This window comes from Microtetraspora glauca, from assembly GCF_040656155.1.
Lineage (GTDB): Bacteria > Actinomycetota > Actinomycetes > Streptosporangiales > Streptosporangiaceae > Microtetraspora > Microtetraspora glauca.
On the sequence record NZ_JBFALK010000003.1, the window covers coordinates 368,345 to 383,043 of the forward strand.

The 14,699-nt window shown below is 71.0% G+C and carries 17 protein-coding genes; 3 read left to right on the forward strand and 14 right to left on the reverse strand.

What is annotated here, in order from left to right:
* Positions 1 to 90: 90 nt before the first annotated feature.
* From AB0I59_RS08025 to AB0I59_RS08090, 14 genes are all read right to left on the reverse strand, one after another.
* Entirely contained in the window at positions 91 to 1,014 is a 924-nt protein-coding gene (locus tag AB0I59_RS08025) for a hypothetical protein (protein ID WP_358131359.1), read from the reverse strand.
* Complete coding sequence (locus tag AB0I59_RS08030) at positions 1,011 to 1,730, reverse strand: VIT1/CCC1 transporter family protein (RefSeq protein WP_358131362.1); 720 nt, start codon at positions 1,728 to 1,730, stop codon at positions 1,011 to 1,013. The genes AB0I59_RS08025 and AB0I59_RS08030 overlap by 4 nt, the downstream gene beginning before the upstream one ends.
* The gene (gene lgt / locus AB0I59_RS08035; protein WP_358131365.1) at positions 1,727 to 2,839 is read right to left on the reverse strand and encodes a prolipoprotein diacylglyceryl transferase; all 1,113 of its coding nucleotides are present in this window, start codon (positions 2,837 to 2,839) and stop codon (positions 1,727 to 1,729) included. Before lgt ends, AB0I59_RS08030 begins: the two co-directional genes overlap by 4 nt.
* Before the next feature lie 83 nt (positions 2,840 to 2,922).
* A complete protein-coding gene (locus AB0I59_RS08040; RefSeq protein WP_061252392.1) occupies positions 2,923 to 3,681 on the reverse strand; it encodes a thioredoxin domain-containing protein in 759 nt (252 codons plus the stop codon).
* Positions 3,682 to 3,694: 13 nt separating this feature from the next.
* Positions 3,695 to 4,285, reverse strand: coding sequence for a MauE/DoxX family redox-associated membrane protein (locus tag AB0I59_RS08045; RefSeq protein ID WP_358131368.1), 591 nt, complete (start codon positions 4,283 to 4,285; stop codon positions 3,695 to 3,697).
* Between the two features lie 169 nt (positions 4,286 to 4,454).
* Complete coding sequence (trpA, locus tag AB0I59_RS08050) at positions 4,455 to 5,249, reverse strand: tryptophan synthase subunit alpha (protein ID WP_061252390.1); 795 nt, start codon at positions 5,247 to 5,249, stop codon at positions 4,455 to 4,457.
* A 103-nt stretch (positions 5,250 to 5,352) separates the two neighbouring features.
* Entirely contained in the window at positions 5,353 to 6,576 is a 1,224-nt protein-coding gene (trpB, locus tag AB0I59_RS08055; RefSeq protein WP_061252805.1) for a tryptophan synthase subunit beta, read from the reverse strand.
* 17 nt (positions 6,577 to 6,593) lie between these two features.
* Entirely contained in the window at positions 6,594 to 7,406 is an 813-nt protein-coding gene (gene trpC, locus AB0I59_RS08060; RefSeq protein ID WP_061252389.1) for an indole-3-glycerol phosphate synthase TrpC, read from the reverse strand.
* Between the two features lie 168 nt (positions 7,407 to 7,574).
* A complete protein-coding gene (locus AB0I59_RS08065) occupies positions 7,575 to 8,018 on the reverse strand; it encodes a DUF2752 domain-containing protein (protein ID WP_061252388.1) in 444 nt (147 codons plus the stop codon).
* A 4-nt stretch (positions 8,019 to 8,022) separates the two neighbouring features.
* Positions 8,023 to 8,451, reverse strand: coding sequence for a CD225/dispanin family protein (locus tag AB0I59_RS08070; RefSeq protein WP_061252387.1), 429 nt, complete (start codon positions 8,449 to 8,451; stop codon positions 8,023 to 8,025).
* Between the two features lie 142 nt (positions 8,452 to 8,593).
* Positions 8,594 to 9,289, reverse strand: a complete 696-nt coding sequence (locus AB0I59_RS08075; protein ID WP_061252386.1) for a TIGR02234 family membrane protein — start codon at positions 9,287 to 9,289, stop codon at positions 8,594 to 8,596.
* A complete protein-coding gene (gene hisI, locus AB0I59_RS08080; RefSeq protein ID WP_061252385.1) occupies positions 9,286 to 9,675 on the reverse strand; it encodes a phosphoribosyl-AMP cyclohydrolase in 390 nt (129 codons plus the stop codon). The genes AB0I59_RS08075 and hisI overlap by 4 nt, the downstream gene beginning before the upstream one ends.
* Before the next feature lie 30 nt (positions 9,676 to 9,705).
* Positions 9,706 to 10,464 carry a cache domain-containing protein gene (locus AB0I59_RS08085; protein ID WP_358131374.1) on the reverse strand — a complete coding sequence of 253 codons (759 nt, stop codon included), beginning with the start codon at positions 10,462 to 10,464 and terminating at the stop codon, positions 9,706 to 9,708.
* Between the two features lie 4 nt (positions 10,465 to 10,468).
* Entirely contained in the window at positions 10,469 to 11,194 is a 726-nt protein-coding gene (locus AB0I59_RS08090) for a FadR/GntR family transcriptional regulator (RefSeq protein ID WP_358131376.1), read from the reverse strand.
* A 160-nt stretch (positions 11,195 to 11,354) separates the two neighbouring features.
* On the opposite strand from AB0I59_RS08090, the gene AB0I59_RS08095 reads away from it, so the two are divergent.
* The 3 genes from AB0I59_RS08095 (at position 11,355) to AB0I59_RS08105 (ending at position 14,695) form a co-directional block, all read left to right on the forward strand.
* Complete coding sequence (locus tag AB0I59_RS08095) at positions 11,355 to 12,434, forward strand: ABC transporter ATP-binding protein (RefSeq protein ID WP_061252803.1); 1,080 nt, start codon at positions 11,355 to 11,357, stop codon at positions 12,432 to 12,434.
* Positions 12,435 to 12,508: 74 nt separating this feature from the next.
* Positions 12,509 to 13,759 (forward strand): ABC transporter substrate-binding protein, encoded by a 1,251-nt coding sequence (locus AB0I59_RS08100; RefSeq protein WP_358131379.1) that lies wholly within the window; start codon positions 12,509 to 12,511, stop codon positions 13,757 to 13,759.
* A gap of 69 nt (positions 13,760 to 13,828) precedes the next feature.
* Positions 13,829 to 14,695, forward strand: coding sequence for an ABC transporter permease (locus AB0I59_RS08105; RefSeq protein WP_358131382.1), 867 nt, complete (start codon positions 13,829 to 13,831; stop codon positions 14,693 to 14,695).
* Positions 14,696 to 14,699: the final 4 nt, after the last annotated feature.

Sequence of the window (14,699 nt, forward strand, 5' to 3'; positions counted from 1 at the left end):
CCGGCTGACCGGTTTTTACACTACAACAGCGTGATTCAAGCCGATATTTCGGTATCCAGCGTGGATGGCAAACCCTCCCGCGGCCGGGCCCTACTGGGGCGCCGGCGTCGGGGAGGCGGGCACCCCGGACGTCGTGGATCCCGTGGCGCCCGGGTCCGTGGGAGTCGGCTCGGCGGGTTGGGCCGTCTCCTCCCCCGGCGAGGGCTTGACCGTGACCGAGGGGACACCGGCGACGGCGACGACACGCCGGTAGAGGGCGCGCTCGACCTCGCGTACGGCCAGGCCGAGCGTCACGAAGTCGTCTCCCGCGCCCGGCTCGGCGCCGTCGGCCCGGCCGATCCAGACCAGGCCGACGTAGTGTCCCATCGCCAGGCCGCTGGACTCGGTGTAGTCGCCGAACTTCACCCTGGTCGACTCGATCGGCAGCGTCCAGCCGCCCAGGTGCAGCGTCTCCAGGCTCTCGACCAGGGCGTCGGCCGCCTTGACGTCGGCGAGGTTGAGCATGGCGTACTGGGCGACGTAGACGCCGTCGGCGCTCGTGTAGAGGCCGCGCGCGATCTGCGTGCATCCCGCGTCGGAGAGCTCCTCGACGAGGTCGGCGCCCCAGACGGCGGTGCGGCATCCCGCGTCGAGGTGGACCCCGGCCCGCCTGAGCGTGATCTTCCCCGCCTTGAGGCTGCGCGCCCCGAAGAGCTCCTGCAGAGTGAGGGGTTTGGAGTCGGCCTTGCGGTCCGCGATGGGGGTGAACTGCTTCAGCGACCGCCAGGACTGGTAGTCACCGGGCCGGGTCCCGCCCAGGGACCCGGAGCCCGCCCGCGCGGGGGCGACGTCACCGCCCCCGATCATGTTGATCACGAGCGTCAGGCCGAGCGCGGCGGCGATGACCGCCACCACGGAGCCGACGCCGATGACGAGCCGCTGCTGGATGACGCTCAACCCGAGCTCCGCCAGGGTGTCGCTGGTCCAGCGTTCCGATGGCACCGGCGCTGGCGCCCGGCGCTTGCGCTTCGTCACAGACCGCTAGCTCCGACCGCCGTCCCGAGGCCCCAGGTGAGGGCCGCCGCCACCGCGCCGACCACGAGTTGGCGCAACCCGCTGAACCACCAGGTGCGCGCGGTCACTCGGGACACGACCACGCCTGCGGCGAACAGCGCCACCATCGACACGATCGCTGACACCCACAGCCCCCGCACGCCCAGCAGGTACGGCAGGAGCGGGATCAGGGCGCCCACACTGAACGACAGGAACGAGGAGACAGCCGCGAGGATCGGGGAGGGCAGGTCGTGTGGGTCGATGCCCAGCTCTGCCCGCGCGTGCACCTCCAGCGCGCTCTCCGGATTACTGGAGATCTGGCGGGCGACCTCTCTGGCCGTCTCCAGATCGACCCCGCGCTGCACGTAGAGCTGCGCGAGCTCCTCCTCTTCGGCCTGCGGGTTGCGTTCGAGCTCCCGGCGCTCGATATCGATCTCCGCCTGGGCCATCTCGCTCTGGCTGGCGACCGAGACGTACTCGCCGCCCGCCATAGAGAAGGCCCCGGCCGCGAGCCCGGCCACTCCGGCCAGCGAAATGATCTTCGTGTCCGCCGTGCCCCCCGCGACACCCGCGATGAGGGCGAAGTTGGAGACGAGGCCGTCCATCGCCCCGAACACGGCGGGACGCAACCAGCCGCCGGTCACGTCCCGGTGCTGGTGGTGGATCTCGGCGCGAACCCCCGAATCTGCGCCGTTCATCGCGGGCTCCCTCCCTGCTCCGGCGTGGCGTACGCCTCACCGGAAGGAGCGGGATCGGCCGGACCGCTGCCGGCGCCTTCGGCCGCGACGCCACCGGAACCACCGCCGGACTCGGTTCCGGACTCGGTGCCGGAGCCGGTGCCGGTGCCGGTGCCGGTGCCGGAGCCGGTGCCGGAATCACCGTCCGCGGCGGCCGGCTCCTCCTTCGCGTCGGCCTCCGCCGGGTCGGCCTGGTCCTGGGGATGCGCCGGGTCGGCATGGTCGCCGCCCTGGCCGTCCCCGGTGTCCGCCACGGCCCCGAGGGGCTCGTCGCCGGTCTTGTTCCGGGTGAGCCAGAAGTACGCGATCGCCAGGACGAAGATCACCACGGAGGTCCACTGGTTCAACCGGAGCCCCAGGATGTGGTGGGCGGGGTCGACCCGGAGGCCCTCGATCCAGAACCGGCCGAGCGTGTATCCCGCGACGTACAGCGCGAACAGCCGACCGTGGCGGAGAGCGAACCGCCTGCCCGCGAGCACGAGGAGACCCGCGAGCGCGAGGTCCCACAACGACTCGTAGAGGAAGGTCGGATGGTAGGTCTCCACCCCGGGCATCGTGCCGGGACGGCCCGGGTCGATCTCCAGACCCCACGGCAGCGTGGTCGGGCCGCCGAACAGCTCCTGGTTGAAGTAGTTGCCCCAGCGGCCGATGGCCTGGGCCACCGCGATGGCGGGGGCGAGGGTGTCCGCGACCGCCGAAAACGCGATGCCCCGGCGGCGGCAGGCGATCCACACCCCGAGCCCGCCGAGCGCGATGGCGCCCCAGATGCCGAGGCCGCCCTTCCAGATGAAGAGGGCGTCGATCGGCCGGTTGGGCGCTTCGGAGCCGAAGTAGAGCTGCCAGTCGGTGATGACGTGGTAGAGCCGCCCGCCGACCAGGCCGAACGGGACGGCCCAGACGGCGAGGTCGGTGATCGCTCCCGGCGCGCCGCCGCGGGCGCGCCAGCGGCGCTCCCCTATCCAGACGGCGACGATGACGCCGAGCACGATGCACAGCGCGTACGCCCGGATGGGGAGCGGTCCGAGGTTCCAGACCCCTTGTGACGGGCTGGGAATCGAGGCGAGGGGCATGTCAGTGGACGTTACCGTAGACCGGACCGCTCCGACGCAATGCTGTGGAGAACGGGCCACGGAGATCCCGGGCCCGTTCCGTCCTACTTGGCGCCTGCGGCATTGAGGATCTCCTGGCGGAGCGCACTCGGCACGAAGATCGTGTTGTTGTCGATGGTGGCGCCGTTGAGCTTGAGCGTCGGGGTGCCCTGGAGCTGCTGGTCCGCCATCGTCTTGGTGGAGAACTGCTCGTGGGCCGCCTTGTGCGTCTGGTCCTTCACGCAGGAGTCGAAGCCGGGCGCCGTGACGCCGACGTCGTGGCCCCACTTGACCAGATCGTCGATCTTGAAGCCCTCGACGGTCTCGCTGGGCTGCTCCTTGAAGAGCCTGTCGTGGAAGGCGAGCCACTGCTTGCCGTCGGGCACGCACCGCAGCGCCGAGGCGGCGCGCAGGGAGTTCGACCGGGTCGGCTCCTGCGAGAAGATCGTGAGCGGGTGGTAGACGACCTTGACCTTGCCCTCGGCCGCGAGGTTCTTGATGGTGGGCCCGCTGATCTCCTCAAGCTGCTTGCAGACCGGGCACTGCGGGTCTTCGAAGATGTCCAGCACCGGTGTGGTCACGCCGGCCTTGGCCATCACGACGGAGCCGTCGCTCTGCACCGTCACCGGGGCGAGCCCCCCGGCGACCGTCTCGGACTTGGTCTGCTCGGCGGCGTACCACCAGCCTCCTCCGATCACGGCCAGCACGACGACCACAATGGTGATGATGGTGGCCAGGCGCCTGCGCTGCTCCTGCTTGCGCTGGGCTTCCCGTTGCGCCGCGATGCGCGCTCGCACCGAGGCGTCCCTCGCCGCCTTGCTCATGGTGGGTCTCTCCCTATGCGTCGGGCTCTTCGCCCTGGAATATGTCGCCTTCCGGCTGGTACGGCTCACGCGGCCCGGTCAGGCCGAGCGCCGAGTCCATCGCGAGGCGGCCCGGGGGGCGGATGACGATCCACGCGGCGACGATCACCAGACCGAAGTCACGAAGGATCTCCCAGAAATAGTTGGGATCCTGACCCGCACTGAGCTCGCCCCCTCCGCCGAAGCAGCCGCAGTCGATGCGCAGACCTCGCGCCCACGCGGAGGCGATGCCGACGACGAACGCCAGCATGAGCAGCCCGGCGACCACGGCCGAAACCCTGGTCAGCAGACCGACCGCCAGCAGCACCCCGACGACGATCTCAAGAATGGGCAGGCCGTACCCGATGGCGGTGGCCAGCGAGTCGGGCAGCAGCTGATAGGCCTTGACGGCCTGCACCGACAGCGCGGGCGCGCCGATCTTGAGTCCGCCCGCCGCGATGAGCACCGCCGCGAGGACCAGTCGAGCCACGGTCGTCACCCACGGTAACGCGGGATGTTCGGTTCGCGGTCGATCAGGTGCGGCCTTCTCGTAAGTCAACACCATCGTCTCCTCGCGGGTGGGCATCGCTGCCGGTCACGATGTCTGGCCGCAGCTCGGAGAGCCGCGGCCATGTTCTCTGCACACTACTTGGAGCCCACCACATCATGGACGACATAAGCGTCGGTTAAGCGCGCGACCCCCGTGGAAGGCGGACTTCGCCGGACTTCGGGGGACCCTGCCGAGGTCCCGCCGGTCAGCGGCGTACGCCCGCGGCGAGTTCGGCCGCGAGCTCGCGCACCGAGGCGAGGCCGGACGCCTCGTCCGGGGCGTCGAGGAGGCGCCGGATGAAGGCGGAACCGACGATCACTCCGTCGGCGTAGGCGGCCACCTCGGCGGCCTGCTTGCCGGTGCCCACGCCGAGGCCGACGCAGACGGGAAGCGAGGTGTGCCGCCGGGTCCGGCCGACCAGGCCCTCGGCGGCGGATCCGACCGACTCGCGGGCGCCCGTGACGCCCATCAGGGACGCGGCGTACACGAAGCCGGTGCAGATCTTGGCCACCTTGCCGATCCGGTCCTCGGTGGAGCTGGGCGCCACCAGGAAGACGGTGTCGATGCCGGCGTCCTTGCTCTCCTGGAGCCACGTGCCGGACTCCTCCGGCGTGAGGTCCGGGGTGATCGTCCCGACGCCGCCCGCGTTCGCCAGATCACGCGCGAAGCGGCCCGCGCCGTACTGGTCGATCGGGTTCCAGTACGTCATGACGAGGGTCGCCGCGCCCGACTTGGCGACACCCTCGACGGTGCGCATCACGTCGGCGATGCGGGTGCCGTTGGTCAGCGAGCGGTGGACCGCGTCCTGGATGGTGGGACCGTCCATCAGCGGATCGGAGTACGGCAGACCGATCTCGATCACGTCGCAACCAGCCTCCACCATGGCGGTCGCGGCGGCGACGGCCCCCTCCTTGGTGGGGAAACCGGCCGGCAGGTAGCCGACGAGGGCGGCCCGGTTCTCGGCACGCGCCTTCGAGAAGACCGTCTGAAGAGTCGTCATCGGATTTCCGTTCGTCTGTGTCGGATCCACCTCGCCCTGCGTGTGGGGCCGCCGTCTCCGCTCCGCCGTCGCCGGCTCGGCTCCTTGGTCAGCTGGAGTCGGCTTAGAGGTTGAAGTACTTCATCGCGGTGCCCATGTCCTTGTCGCCGCGGCCGGAGAGGTTCACCAGGATGGTGGCCTCGGGGCCGAGCTCCCGCCCGAGCTTCAGTGCGCCGGCGAGGGCGTGCGAGGACTCGATCGCCGGGATGATGCCCTCGGTGCGGGCCAGCAGGGCGAACGCCTCCATCGCCTCGTCGTCGGTGACGCCGTGGTAGGTGGCGCGGCCGGAGTCCTTGAGCCAGGCGTGCTCGGGGCCCACTCCGGGGTAGTCGAGGCCGGCCGAGATCGAGTGGGACTCGATCGTCTGGCCCTCGTCGTCCTGCAGGACGTAGGTGCGCGAGCCGTGCAGCACGCCGATGGTCCCGGCGGTGAGGGTCAGGGCGTGCTCGCCCGACTCCAGCCCGCGCCCCGCGGCCTCGTAACCGTGGAGCCGGACCTCCTCGTCGCCGATGAAGGCGTGGAAGATGCCGATCGCGTTGGAACCGCCGCCGACCGCCGCGGCCACGGCGTCGGGGAGCCGGCCGGTCAGCTCGATCATCTGGCGGCGGGCCTCGACGCCGATGATCCGGGCGAAGTCGCGGACGATCTCGGGGAACGGGTGCGGGCCGGCGACCGTGCCGAACAGGTAGTGGGTGCGGTCGACGTTGGTGACCCAGTCGCGGAACGCCTCGTTGATGGCGTCCTTGAGGGTCTGGCTGCCGTTGGTGACCGGCACGACGGTCGCGCCGAGGAGCTTCATCCTCGCGACGTTGAGCGCCTGGCGCTCGCAGTCGACGGCGCCCATGTAGATCACGCATTCGAGGCCGAGCAGCGCGGCGGCGGTCGCGGTGGCGACGCCGTGCTGGCCCGCGCCGGTCTCGGCGATCACCCGCGTCTTGCCCAGGCGCCTGGTCAGCAGGGCCTGGCCCAGCACGTTGTTGATCTTGTGGGCGCCGGTGTGGGTCAGGTCCTCACGCTTGAGCACGATCCGGGCGCCTCCCGCGTGCGCGGCGAAGCGCGGCACCTCGGTGAGGGTGGTCGGCCGGCCCGCGTAGGTGCGCAGAAGGTGGTCGAACTCGCGGAGGAACTCCTCGTCGTTCTTGGCCTTCTCGTACTCCACGGCCACCTGGTCCAGCGCCGGGATCAGGGCCTCCGGCACGAACCGGCCGCCGAAGACGCCGAACTTGCCGTGGCCGTCCGGGTCGTCACCGTAGACGCCGTTGCCGGCGAGGTCCGCCGCGGTGAGGATGGGTGCTTCTGTGGGGCTCACGACTGCCTCTCCTGCCGAGACGATGGGTGGGCGCCGGCGGTCACCAGGTCGTTCACGGCGGCCCTGGGGTCCTTGCCGGTGACCAGGCTCTCGCCGACCAGCACCGCGTCCGCCCCGGCCCGCGCGTAGGCGAGCAGGTCGTGCGGGCCGCGCACACCCGACTCGGCGATCTTGATGACGCCGTCGGGGATCTTGGGCGCGATCTTGGCGAAGACGTCCCGGTCCACTTCCAGGGTCTTGAGGTTGCGCGCGTTGACGCCGATGATCCTGGCTCCGGCGGCGAGCGCGCGGTCGAGCTCCTCCTCGGTGTGCACCTCGACCAGCGCGGCCAGGCCGATCGACTCGGCCCGCTCGATGAGCGAGACCAGCGCGTTCTGGTCCAGTGCGGCCACGATGAGCAGGGCGAGGTCCGCGCCGTACGCGCGGGCCTCCCAGAGCTGGTAGGAGGTGACGATGAAATCCTTGCGGAGGATCGGGATGTCCACGGCGGACCGGACCGAGGCCAGGTCCTCCAGGGTTCCGCCGAACCTGCGCCGCTCGGTCAGCACACTGATCACGTGCGCGCCGCCGGCCTCGTAGTCCGCGGCCAGGGCGGCGGGGTCGGCGATGGCGGCGAGCGCGCCCTTGGACGGGCTCGAACGCTTCACCTCGGCGATCACCGACACCTTGTCGCCGCCGAGCGCGGCGTAGGCGTCCTTCACCGCGGGCGCGCGTCCGGCGCGATCCTTGAGAAGGTCGATCGGCACGGCCTTCTGCCGGGCCTCCAGGTCCTCCCGGACACCGACGATGATCTCGTCGAGAACGCTCATGAGCCCTCCTCGCCATCGGCTCGGAGCCCGCATGAGTGAACACTGCCGCGCAAACCTGTTCGCTCGCTACGCTCGCTCACGAGAAGCGGTCCCTCCGGTCGCTGCTGTCGCTACCTTGCCCTGCCGATGCTATCGGCCTCGCCGGGGCCGCTCGGCCATCGGGTCTCGTCAGGGTGCCAGGAAGCGGCCGAATGGGAGGTTTCGCACCACCCAATAAACGATCACCAGGGCGAGGAAGGCCCAGAGATAGATGGGGTTCGCCAGATCCGTACGCGCGGGCCGGCCCTGCCAGGACCGCACCGCCCAGCGCCCCCACCAGAACAGCAGGAACGGGATGGTGGCCACCGCGAGAGGGTTCAGCCCGAGGGCGGTGACCGGGTCGGCGTGCGCGAGCGCGTGCATCGCGCGCAGGGTGCCGCATCCGGGGCAGTAGAGCCCGGTCAGGAAAAGGAAGGGGCAGGTCGGATAGTGGCCCGGCTGGTTCGGATCGACGGCGCCCACGAACGCGAAGGCGGCGCCGGTGACCGCCGCGACGCCGAGCGGCGCGAGCACGGACCGGAGCCGGTCCGCGCCGCGCCGCCCGTGGACAGCGGCCGTCGTGCCCTCAGTCATGCCCTCAGTATGACGAGGTGCTGACGGTGGCGCTGAACACGCCGAGCACCACGACGAGGATGATGTACAGGACGATCAGGACCACGCCCGTGATGATGGACGCGAGCCACCACTTCTTGGCCGACTCCGAGGCGGCCATGGCGCCCTGGTAGTCGCCCTGCGCCCACTTCGAGTTCACCTGGGTGGCGTAGACGATCGACACGACGCCGAGGGGGAGGCAGCACAGGACAGTGGTGATGATGGCCATCACCAGGTGGTTGTTCGGGGGGGTCGGCGCACCGCCGTACCCGCCGGGCGGCGGATAGCCCCCGGGCGGCGGGTAACCACCGCCGGGCGGCGGATAGCCGCCGTCGCCGGGAGGCGGCCCGTATCCACCGCCAGGCGGCTGGGCTCCGTAGCCCCCCGTGTCGCCCGGCTGGTTTCCGTAGCTCATTTAATGACTCCTAATAGGTCATGAGTTGCGGTCGGGAAGCTTAGCGACATATGAGACTGGCGTTGCGGAAGTATCCAGTTCGTGGACAACTTGTGATGTTGCCGCAAAGATGGAAACCCCCACGCCACATGGTGCTTTTCTGTTATTCGCTTTCGTTTCCGGAACGATCATCTGGATCGAGGGTGGGGTCCGCGCCTTCGTCGATCGCGTCCCACAGCGCACGGTCGCCCGTGACCTCACGGCGCGGCCGCCTGGCGCCGGTACGGCCCGCGTCCCCCGAACGGCGCTCGTACTTGCCCGACATGCCCGGCCAGCCGCCGCCGAGCAGGACGGCCACCACCCCGCCCAGGGCGAGCAGAACGCCACCGGCGACCCCGGCCCACGGCCACGCCGACACGGTGACGTGCGCCGCCTGCCCGGCGAGGGAGCGCAGGGTCTCCGCGACCTCGACCGCCCTCGCGGGCACCCGCGACGGCCAGGCCAGTGCCACGACGGCCAGGCCGCACGCGGCCAGCACGACGCCGACGACGCGGCGCCACACGCCGCGGGTGGCGAAGACGGCGAGGACGGCCGCCAGCGCGGCCAGCGCGAGGGGCGTCAGACCGGGAACGGCGTCGCCCCCGCTCACGGGGACGGGCGCGGCACCGGCCGCGCCGCCGTAGTTCACGGACGCCCACTCGCGGCCCCCGGCCAGCAGCACCAGGCCCGCGCCGGCCGCGCAGGCGGCCAGCCAGGCCGTCAGCGAGCGCCGTGCCGTACGCGGACGAGTCGAAGGCGCGGGCGGTCCGGCCTCCGGCGCCCCGGCGACCGGGTCACCCGCGCGATCGGGCGACGTCATGACCGATCGCCGGCCCGCGTCCCGGCGCCCTCGTCGTCATGGCCCCGGACCGCGTCGAGGACCCCGGCGTCGAAGCAGGTGCGGTCACCCGTGTGGCAGGCGGCGCCCACCTGGTCGACCTTGAGCAGGATCGTGTCGCCGTCGCAGTCGAGGCTGACCGACCTCACCCACTGGACGTTTCCGGAAGTGTCGCCCTTGATCCAGTACTCCCCGCGGCTGCGGGACCAGTACGTCGCGCGGCCCGTGGTGAGCGTGCGGTGCAGCGCCTCGTCGTCCATCCAGGCGAGCATCAGCACCTCACCGGTGTCGTGCTGCTGGACGATGGCGGGCACCAGCCCGTCCTGAGTGCGCTTCAGCCGCGCGGCGATCTTCGGGTCGAGGGACATGCGCCAATTCTGCCGCAGGCCGGGACCGGTCTACCGGGCGGTGCCCTCCACGAGCGACAGCGGGAGGCCCGGCACGGGGCGCACGGCGAAGCCCTCGGCCCCCCGGTAGACGGACCCGGCGATCCATCGGGCGGTGTTGGAGGCGACCACCCGGCCCTGGGCGTTGACCAGGAACGCCGGGACGGGGACGTCCCTGAGCGCGGGGACCACGGCGGCCTCGAACCGGCGCACGAAGACGTCGGCGGCGGCCACCCCGAGGAAGACGCCGTCGAGCGTGACCGGCACCGACAGGGTGAGGCTGTACTCGTCGGTGCACAGGTAGTCGACGTACGGCCCGCAGATCGTACGGTCGGCGCCCGACTCGGGGCCGGCGTACCAGTCCCAGTGGGTGTAGTCGTAGAACGCGCTGCTCGACGGGTCGAGATCGCGCAGGAGTTGCACGGGCGTCCCCGTGGGGTTCTCCTGCCACCACTCCAGGTACCAGGGCGCGTCGGCGAGCAGTCCTGGGGCGGCGATGAAGCCGATCCCCGCGATGACGGCGCCGAGGCGGCCGAACAGCAGGGGACGCAGCGCGGCGAGGTCGGCGCTGACCAGGCGGCGCCCGCCGCGCCGTACGGCACGGGCCCGCCCCCTGGTGGCGGCGCGGATGTCGTCGAGTGCGGCGAAGATCTCCTCGGCGGTGTCGCGGACCCGCGCGAGGGCGCAGGTCACGGCCGCGGCGGTCGCGCCGGCCGGCGTCGGGTCCGGAGGCGCCAGGTCCGAAAGCGCCGTTGTCGACCCTGTGATCATCGTCTTACTCCCGGAGCCGCAGCCGGAGCTCGATCAGGTGGTCCGTGGCGTCGAGCACGTGCCGCTCGGCGAGGGCGCGCGCCCGGTCGGCGTCGCCCCCGCCGATCGCCTCGGCGATGGCGCGGTGCTGTGCCGCCGTCTCATCGTGCCCTCCGAGGTTCTCGTGCGAAAGCCACAGCAACGGTCCGATGTCGGCCTGTAACCGGATCTCCTCCCGAGTGAGTCGCGCGGACTGGGAGGCCGCCGCGACCTCGATGTGGAAGCGGCCGTCCAGGCGGCGCAGGTGGGCGTTCGACTCGGCGCCGGCCATCTCGTCGAGCGACCGCCACAGCGGCGCGACGTCGGAGGGGAGCGACCGCTGCGCCGCGAGCCTGGCCGCGGCTCCGGCGATGGCGGCGTAGTGATCGCCCAGGTCGCGCAGCTCGTCCACGGCGAAGGCGCGCAGCCGCTCGGTCACGTCCAGTTCGGAGGGGGCGCGGGCGAAGCTGCCTCCGCCCCTGCCGCGGCGGGTCTCGACCAGCCCTTGCTGCCGCAGCGCCATGAGCGCCTCGCGCACCGTCACGGTGGAGACGCCGAGGCGTCCGGCGAGCTCGGCCTCGCTGGGCAGCTGCTCGCCGTCCGCGAGCAGGCCGAGGGCGATCGCGTCGGTCAGGCGCCGGACCACGACGTCGACCCGCGCGGTGCTGTCCACCGGGGAGAAGACCGCCAGGCGCGCGACGTTCACGGCCACGCCCAGTCGGTCTCTCGCCCGCCGGGTCCGGTGTGTCGCGTCGCAGTCATCGTGCCCACCTGCCCGCTTTCCTGTGTTCGATCACGTTCGCCCGATAGTTAACACAGTGATACCGGATCGCGGCTTTACCAGAAACATTTAACCCCATATGTTTCCGTTCATGCCACAGCAAGCAGTGACACCCGTCACCATCCCGGCATCCGAGCACGCGGTGCGCCTGCGCGGGCTGCGCAAGAGTTTCGGGAGCGTCGTCGCGGTCGCGGGGGTGGACCTCGACGTCGCCGACGGCGAGTTCTTCGCGATGCTGGGACCGTCCGGTTCCGGGAAGACCACCGTCCTGCGGATGATCGCGGGGTTCGAGTCCCCCACCGGCGGAACCGTCGAGCTGGGCGGCCGGGACGTCACCCGGCTCGCGCCGTTCGAGCGGGACGTGAACACGGTCTTCCAGGACTACGCGCTGTTCCCGCACATGAGCGTGCTCGAGAACGTCGAGTACGGCCTGCGGGTGAAGCGGGTCCCCAAGACGGAGCGGCGGACGCGCGCGCTGGAGGCCCTGAAGTCGGTACGGCTCGACGGTTTCGAGAAGCGGCGCCCCGCGCAGCTCTCCGGAGGGCAGCGCCAGCGGGTCGCGCTCGCCCGCGCCCTGGTCAACCGGCCCCGCGTGCTGCTGCTGGACGAGCCGCTCGGCGCGCTCGACCTCAAGCTGCGCGAGGAGATGCAGGTCGAGCTGAAGGCCATCCAGCGCGAGGTCGGCATCACGTTCCTGTTCGTGACCCACGACCAGGAGGAGGCGCTCACCATGAGCGATCGGGTGGCGGTGTTCAACGAGGGCGGGATCGAGCAGGTCGGGACGCCCGCCGAGATCTACGAGCGTCCCGCGACCGCGTTCGTGGCCGGATTCGTCGGCACGTCCAACCTCATCACCGGAGCGGCGGCGCGGTCCGTGCTCGGCAGGGACGGCACGTTCAGCGTCCGGCCGGAGAAGCTGCGGGTGGTTCCCGCCGATCCCGGCGCGCCCGACCCGGTGAGCTCCGACGAGCACAGCGCCGAGGGCACGGTCTCCGAGGTCGTGTACGCGGGCCCGGCGACCCGGTTCGTCGTGGACCTCGACGTCGGCGGCCGGCTCATCGCCCTCCAGCAGAACCTGGAGGTCTCGTCGATGGACGTGATGGGCCTGCGCGGCCGCCGGGTGCGGCTCGTCTGGCAGCGCCGTCACGAGTTCGCGATCGGCTCCTCCTAGCCCCCTTGACCACACCCGCTTCGTCACGTTCGTCACCACGCGCACTGATCTGTCACACAGCAAGGAGAGACAGCATGCGGTCCACCTCCCCCCGGCCCGTGTTCCTCACGCGCGGCCTCGCCGTCACGGCCGCGCTCGCGCTCGCCGCCCTGACCGCCTGCGGCGGCTCCACGTCCGGCAGCGGCGGCAGCGGCGGCGGCGGCACCGCCGCCGCGCCCGGGCAGGGCGGCTTCAACCCGCCCGCGATCGAGGCCCTGAAGTCCCTCGGCGCGGGAGAGGGCCAGGTCAACCTGATCGCCTGGGCGGGATACGCCGAGGACGGCTCCAACGACCCCAAGGTCGACTGGGTCCACCCGTTCGAGCAGTCGACCGGGTGCAAGGTCAACACCAAGGTCGCCGGAACCTCCGACGAGATGGTCAACCTGATGAAGACCGGCGAGTACGACGCCGTGTCCGCCTCGGGCGACGCCTCGCTGCGGCTGATCGCCTCCGGCACGGCCGCGCCGGTCAACACCGACCTGATCCCCAACTACGCGGACGTCTTCGACGGCCTCAAGCTCAAGCCGTGGAACTCGGTCAAGGGCGTCGCGTACGGCGTGCCGCACGGGCGCGGGGCGAACCTCCTCATGTGGCGGACCGACGCGGTGAGCCCCGCGCCCGACTCGTGGGGCGTCGTCTTCGACCCGGCCTCGCCGCACAAGGGGAAGGTGACGGCGTACGACTCGCCGATCTACATCGCGGACGCGGCCGTCTACCTGATGTCGGCCAAGCCCGAACTCGGCATCAAGAACCCGTACGCGCTGGACGACAAGCAGTTCCAGGCGGCGGTCGACCTGCTCAAGCAGCAGCGGCAGATCATCGGCGAGTACTGGTCGGACTACACCAAGGAGATCCAGGCGTTCAAGGGCGGCGACACCGTCGTCGGCACCACCTGGCAGGTGATCGCGAACCTCGCGAAGGCGGAGAAGGCGCCGGTCGAGGTGACCCTGCCCAAGGAGGGCGCGACCGGCTGGTCGGACACCTGGATGGTCGCGGCCAAGGCGAAGAACCCGAACTGCGCCTACAAGTGGCTCGACTGGATCATCTCCCCCACGGCGAACGCTCAGGTCGCGGAGTGGTTCGGCGAGGCCCCGGCCAACGCGAAGGCGTGCGCGAAGACCTCGGACGCCTCGTTCTGCGACACCTTCCACGCCACCGACGAGGAGTACTTCTCCAAGGTGCGCTTCTGGACCACTCCGATCGCCCAGTGCCTCGACGGCCGCACGGACGTGACGTGCAAGGACTACTCGGAGTGGACCCGCGCCTGGACCGAGATCAAGGGCTGACCGTCCCCCGGCGTCCCGCTCCCGGCCCGGTTCCGTACCGGCCGGGGGCGGGGTCTTTGGAGAGATCACATGACTACTTCGGCTGCTCTCAGCCGTCCCGGTCCGCGCGGGCGGCTGGCCGCCTTCCTGCACCGCCACGCGCGCGTACGGCTGTCGCTGCTGCTCTCGGCGCCGCTGGCCTGGCTGGGACTCGCCTACCTGGGGGCGCTCGCCGCCCTCTTCGTGACGGCGTTCTGGTCGACCGACACGTTCACCGGCGACCTGGTCAGATCGTTCACCTGGGCGAACTTCCAGGACCTGGTGACCGGGGACGTCTACCGGACGATCGCCCTGCGCTCCCTGGGCGTGGCGGTCGCGGTCACGCTCATCGACCTGATCGTCGCCTTCCCCATGGCGTTCGCCATGGCCAAGCTGGCCTCGCCGAGGGCGCAGCGCTGGCTGGTGATCCTGGTGCTCACCCCGCTGTGGGCGTCCTACCTCGTCAAGGCGTACGCGTGGCGGGTGATGCTGTCCTCGGACGGCGTGCTCGGCTGGGGGTACGGGCTGACCGCGACCATCGCGACGCTGTCCTACCTGTGGCTGCCGTACATGATCCTGCCGATCTACGCCGGACTGGAACGCCTGCCGTCCTCGCTGCTCGACGCGGCGGGCGACCTGGGCGCGCGCGGGTGGCGGACGTTCCGCACCGTGGTGTGGCCGCTCAGCTTCCCCGCCGTCGTGGCGGGCTCGATCTTCACGTTCTCGCTGTCGCTCGGCGACTACATCACCGTGAAGATCGTGGGCGGGAAGTCCCAGCTCATCGGCAACGTCGTCTACGACAACATCGGCGCGGCGAACAACCTGCCCTTCGCGGCGGCCGTCGCGACGGTGCCCGTCGTGATCATGCTGGTTTACCTCACGGCGGTCCGCCGTACCGGCGCCCTGGAGAACTTGTGAAGGA

Coding starts and splice junctions, on each gene's coding strand:
- AB0I59_RS08105 (WP_358131382.1), top strand. CDS start 13,829: ATGACTACTTCGGCTGCTCTCAGCCGTCCCGGTCCGCGCGGGCGGCTG.
- AB0I59_RS08045 (WP_358131368.1), bottom strand. CDS start 4,285: ATGCCCACCCGCGAGGAGACGATGGTGTTGACTTACGAGAAGGCCGCA.
- lgt (WP_358131365.1), bottom strand. CDS start 2,839: ATGCCCCTCGCCTCGATTCCCAGCCCGTCACAAGGGGTCTGGAACCTC.
- trpC (WP_061252389.1), bottom strand. CDS start 7,406: ATGAGCGTTCTCGACGAGATCATCGTCGGTGTCCGGGAGGACCTGGAG.
- trpA (WP_061252390.1), bottom strand. CDS start 5,249: ATGACGACTCTTCAGACGGTCTTCTCGAAGGCGCGTGCCGAGAACCGG.
- AB0I59_RS08085 (WP_358131374.1), bottom strand. CDS start 10,464: ATGATCACAGGGTCGACAACGGCGCTTTCGGACCTGGCGCCTCCGGAC.
- AB0I59_RS08100 (WP_358131379.1), top strand. CDS start 12,509: ATGCGGTCCACCTCCCCCCGGCCCGTGTTCCTCACGCGCGGCCTCGCC.
- AB0I59_RS08030 (WP_358131362.1), bottom strand. CDS start 1,730: ATGAACGGCGCAGATTCGGGGGTTCGCGCCGAGATCCACCACCAGCAC.
- AB0I59_RS08040 (WP_061252392.1), bottom strand. CDS start 3,681: ATGAGCAAGGCGGCGAGGGACGCCTCGGTGCGAGCGCGCATCGCGGCG.
- AB0I59_RS08070 (WP_061252387.1), bottom strand. CDS start 8,451: ATGAGCTACGGAAACCAGCCGGGCGACACGGGGGGCTACGGAGCCCAG.
- AB0I59_RS08075 (WP_061252386.1), bottom strand. CDS start 9,289: ATGACGTCGCCCGATCGCGCGGGTGACCCGGTCGCCGGGGCGCCGGAG.
- AB0I59_RS08065 (WP_061252388.1), bottom strand. CDS start 8,018: ATGACTGAGGGCACGACGGCCGCTGTCCACGGGCGGCGCGGCGCGGAC.
- hisI (WP_061252385.1), bottom strand. CDS start 9,675: ATGTCCCTCGACCCGAAGATCGCCGCGCGGCTGAAGCGCACTCAGGAC.
- AB0I59_RS08095 (WP_061252803.1), top strand. CDS start 11,355: ATGCCACAGCAAGCAGTGACACCCGTCACCATCCCGGCATCCGAGCAC.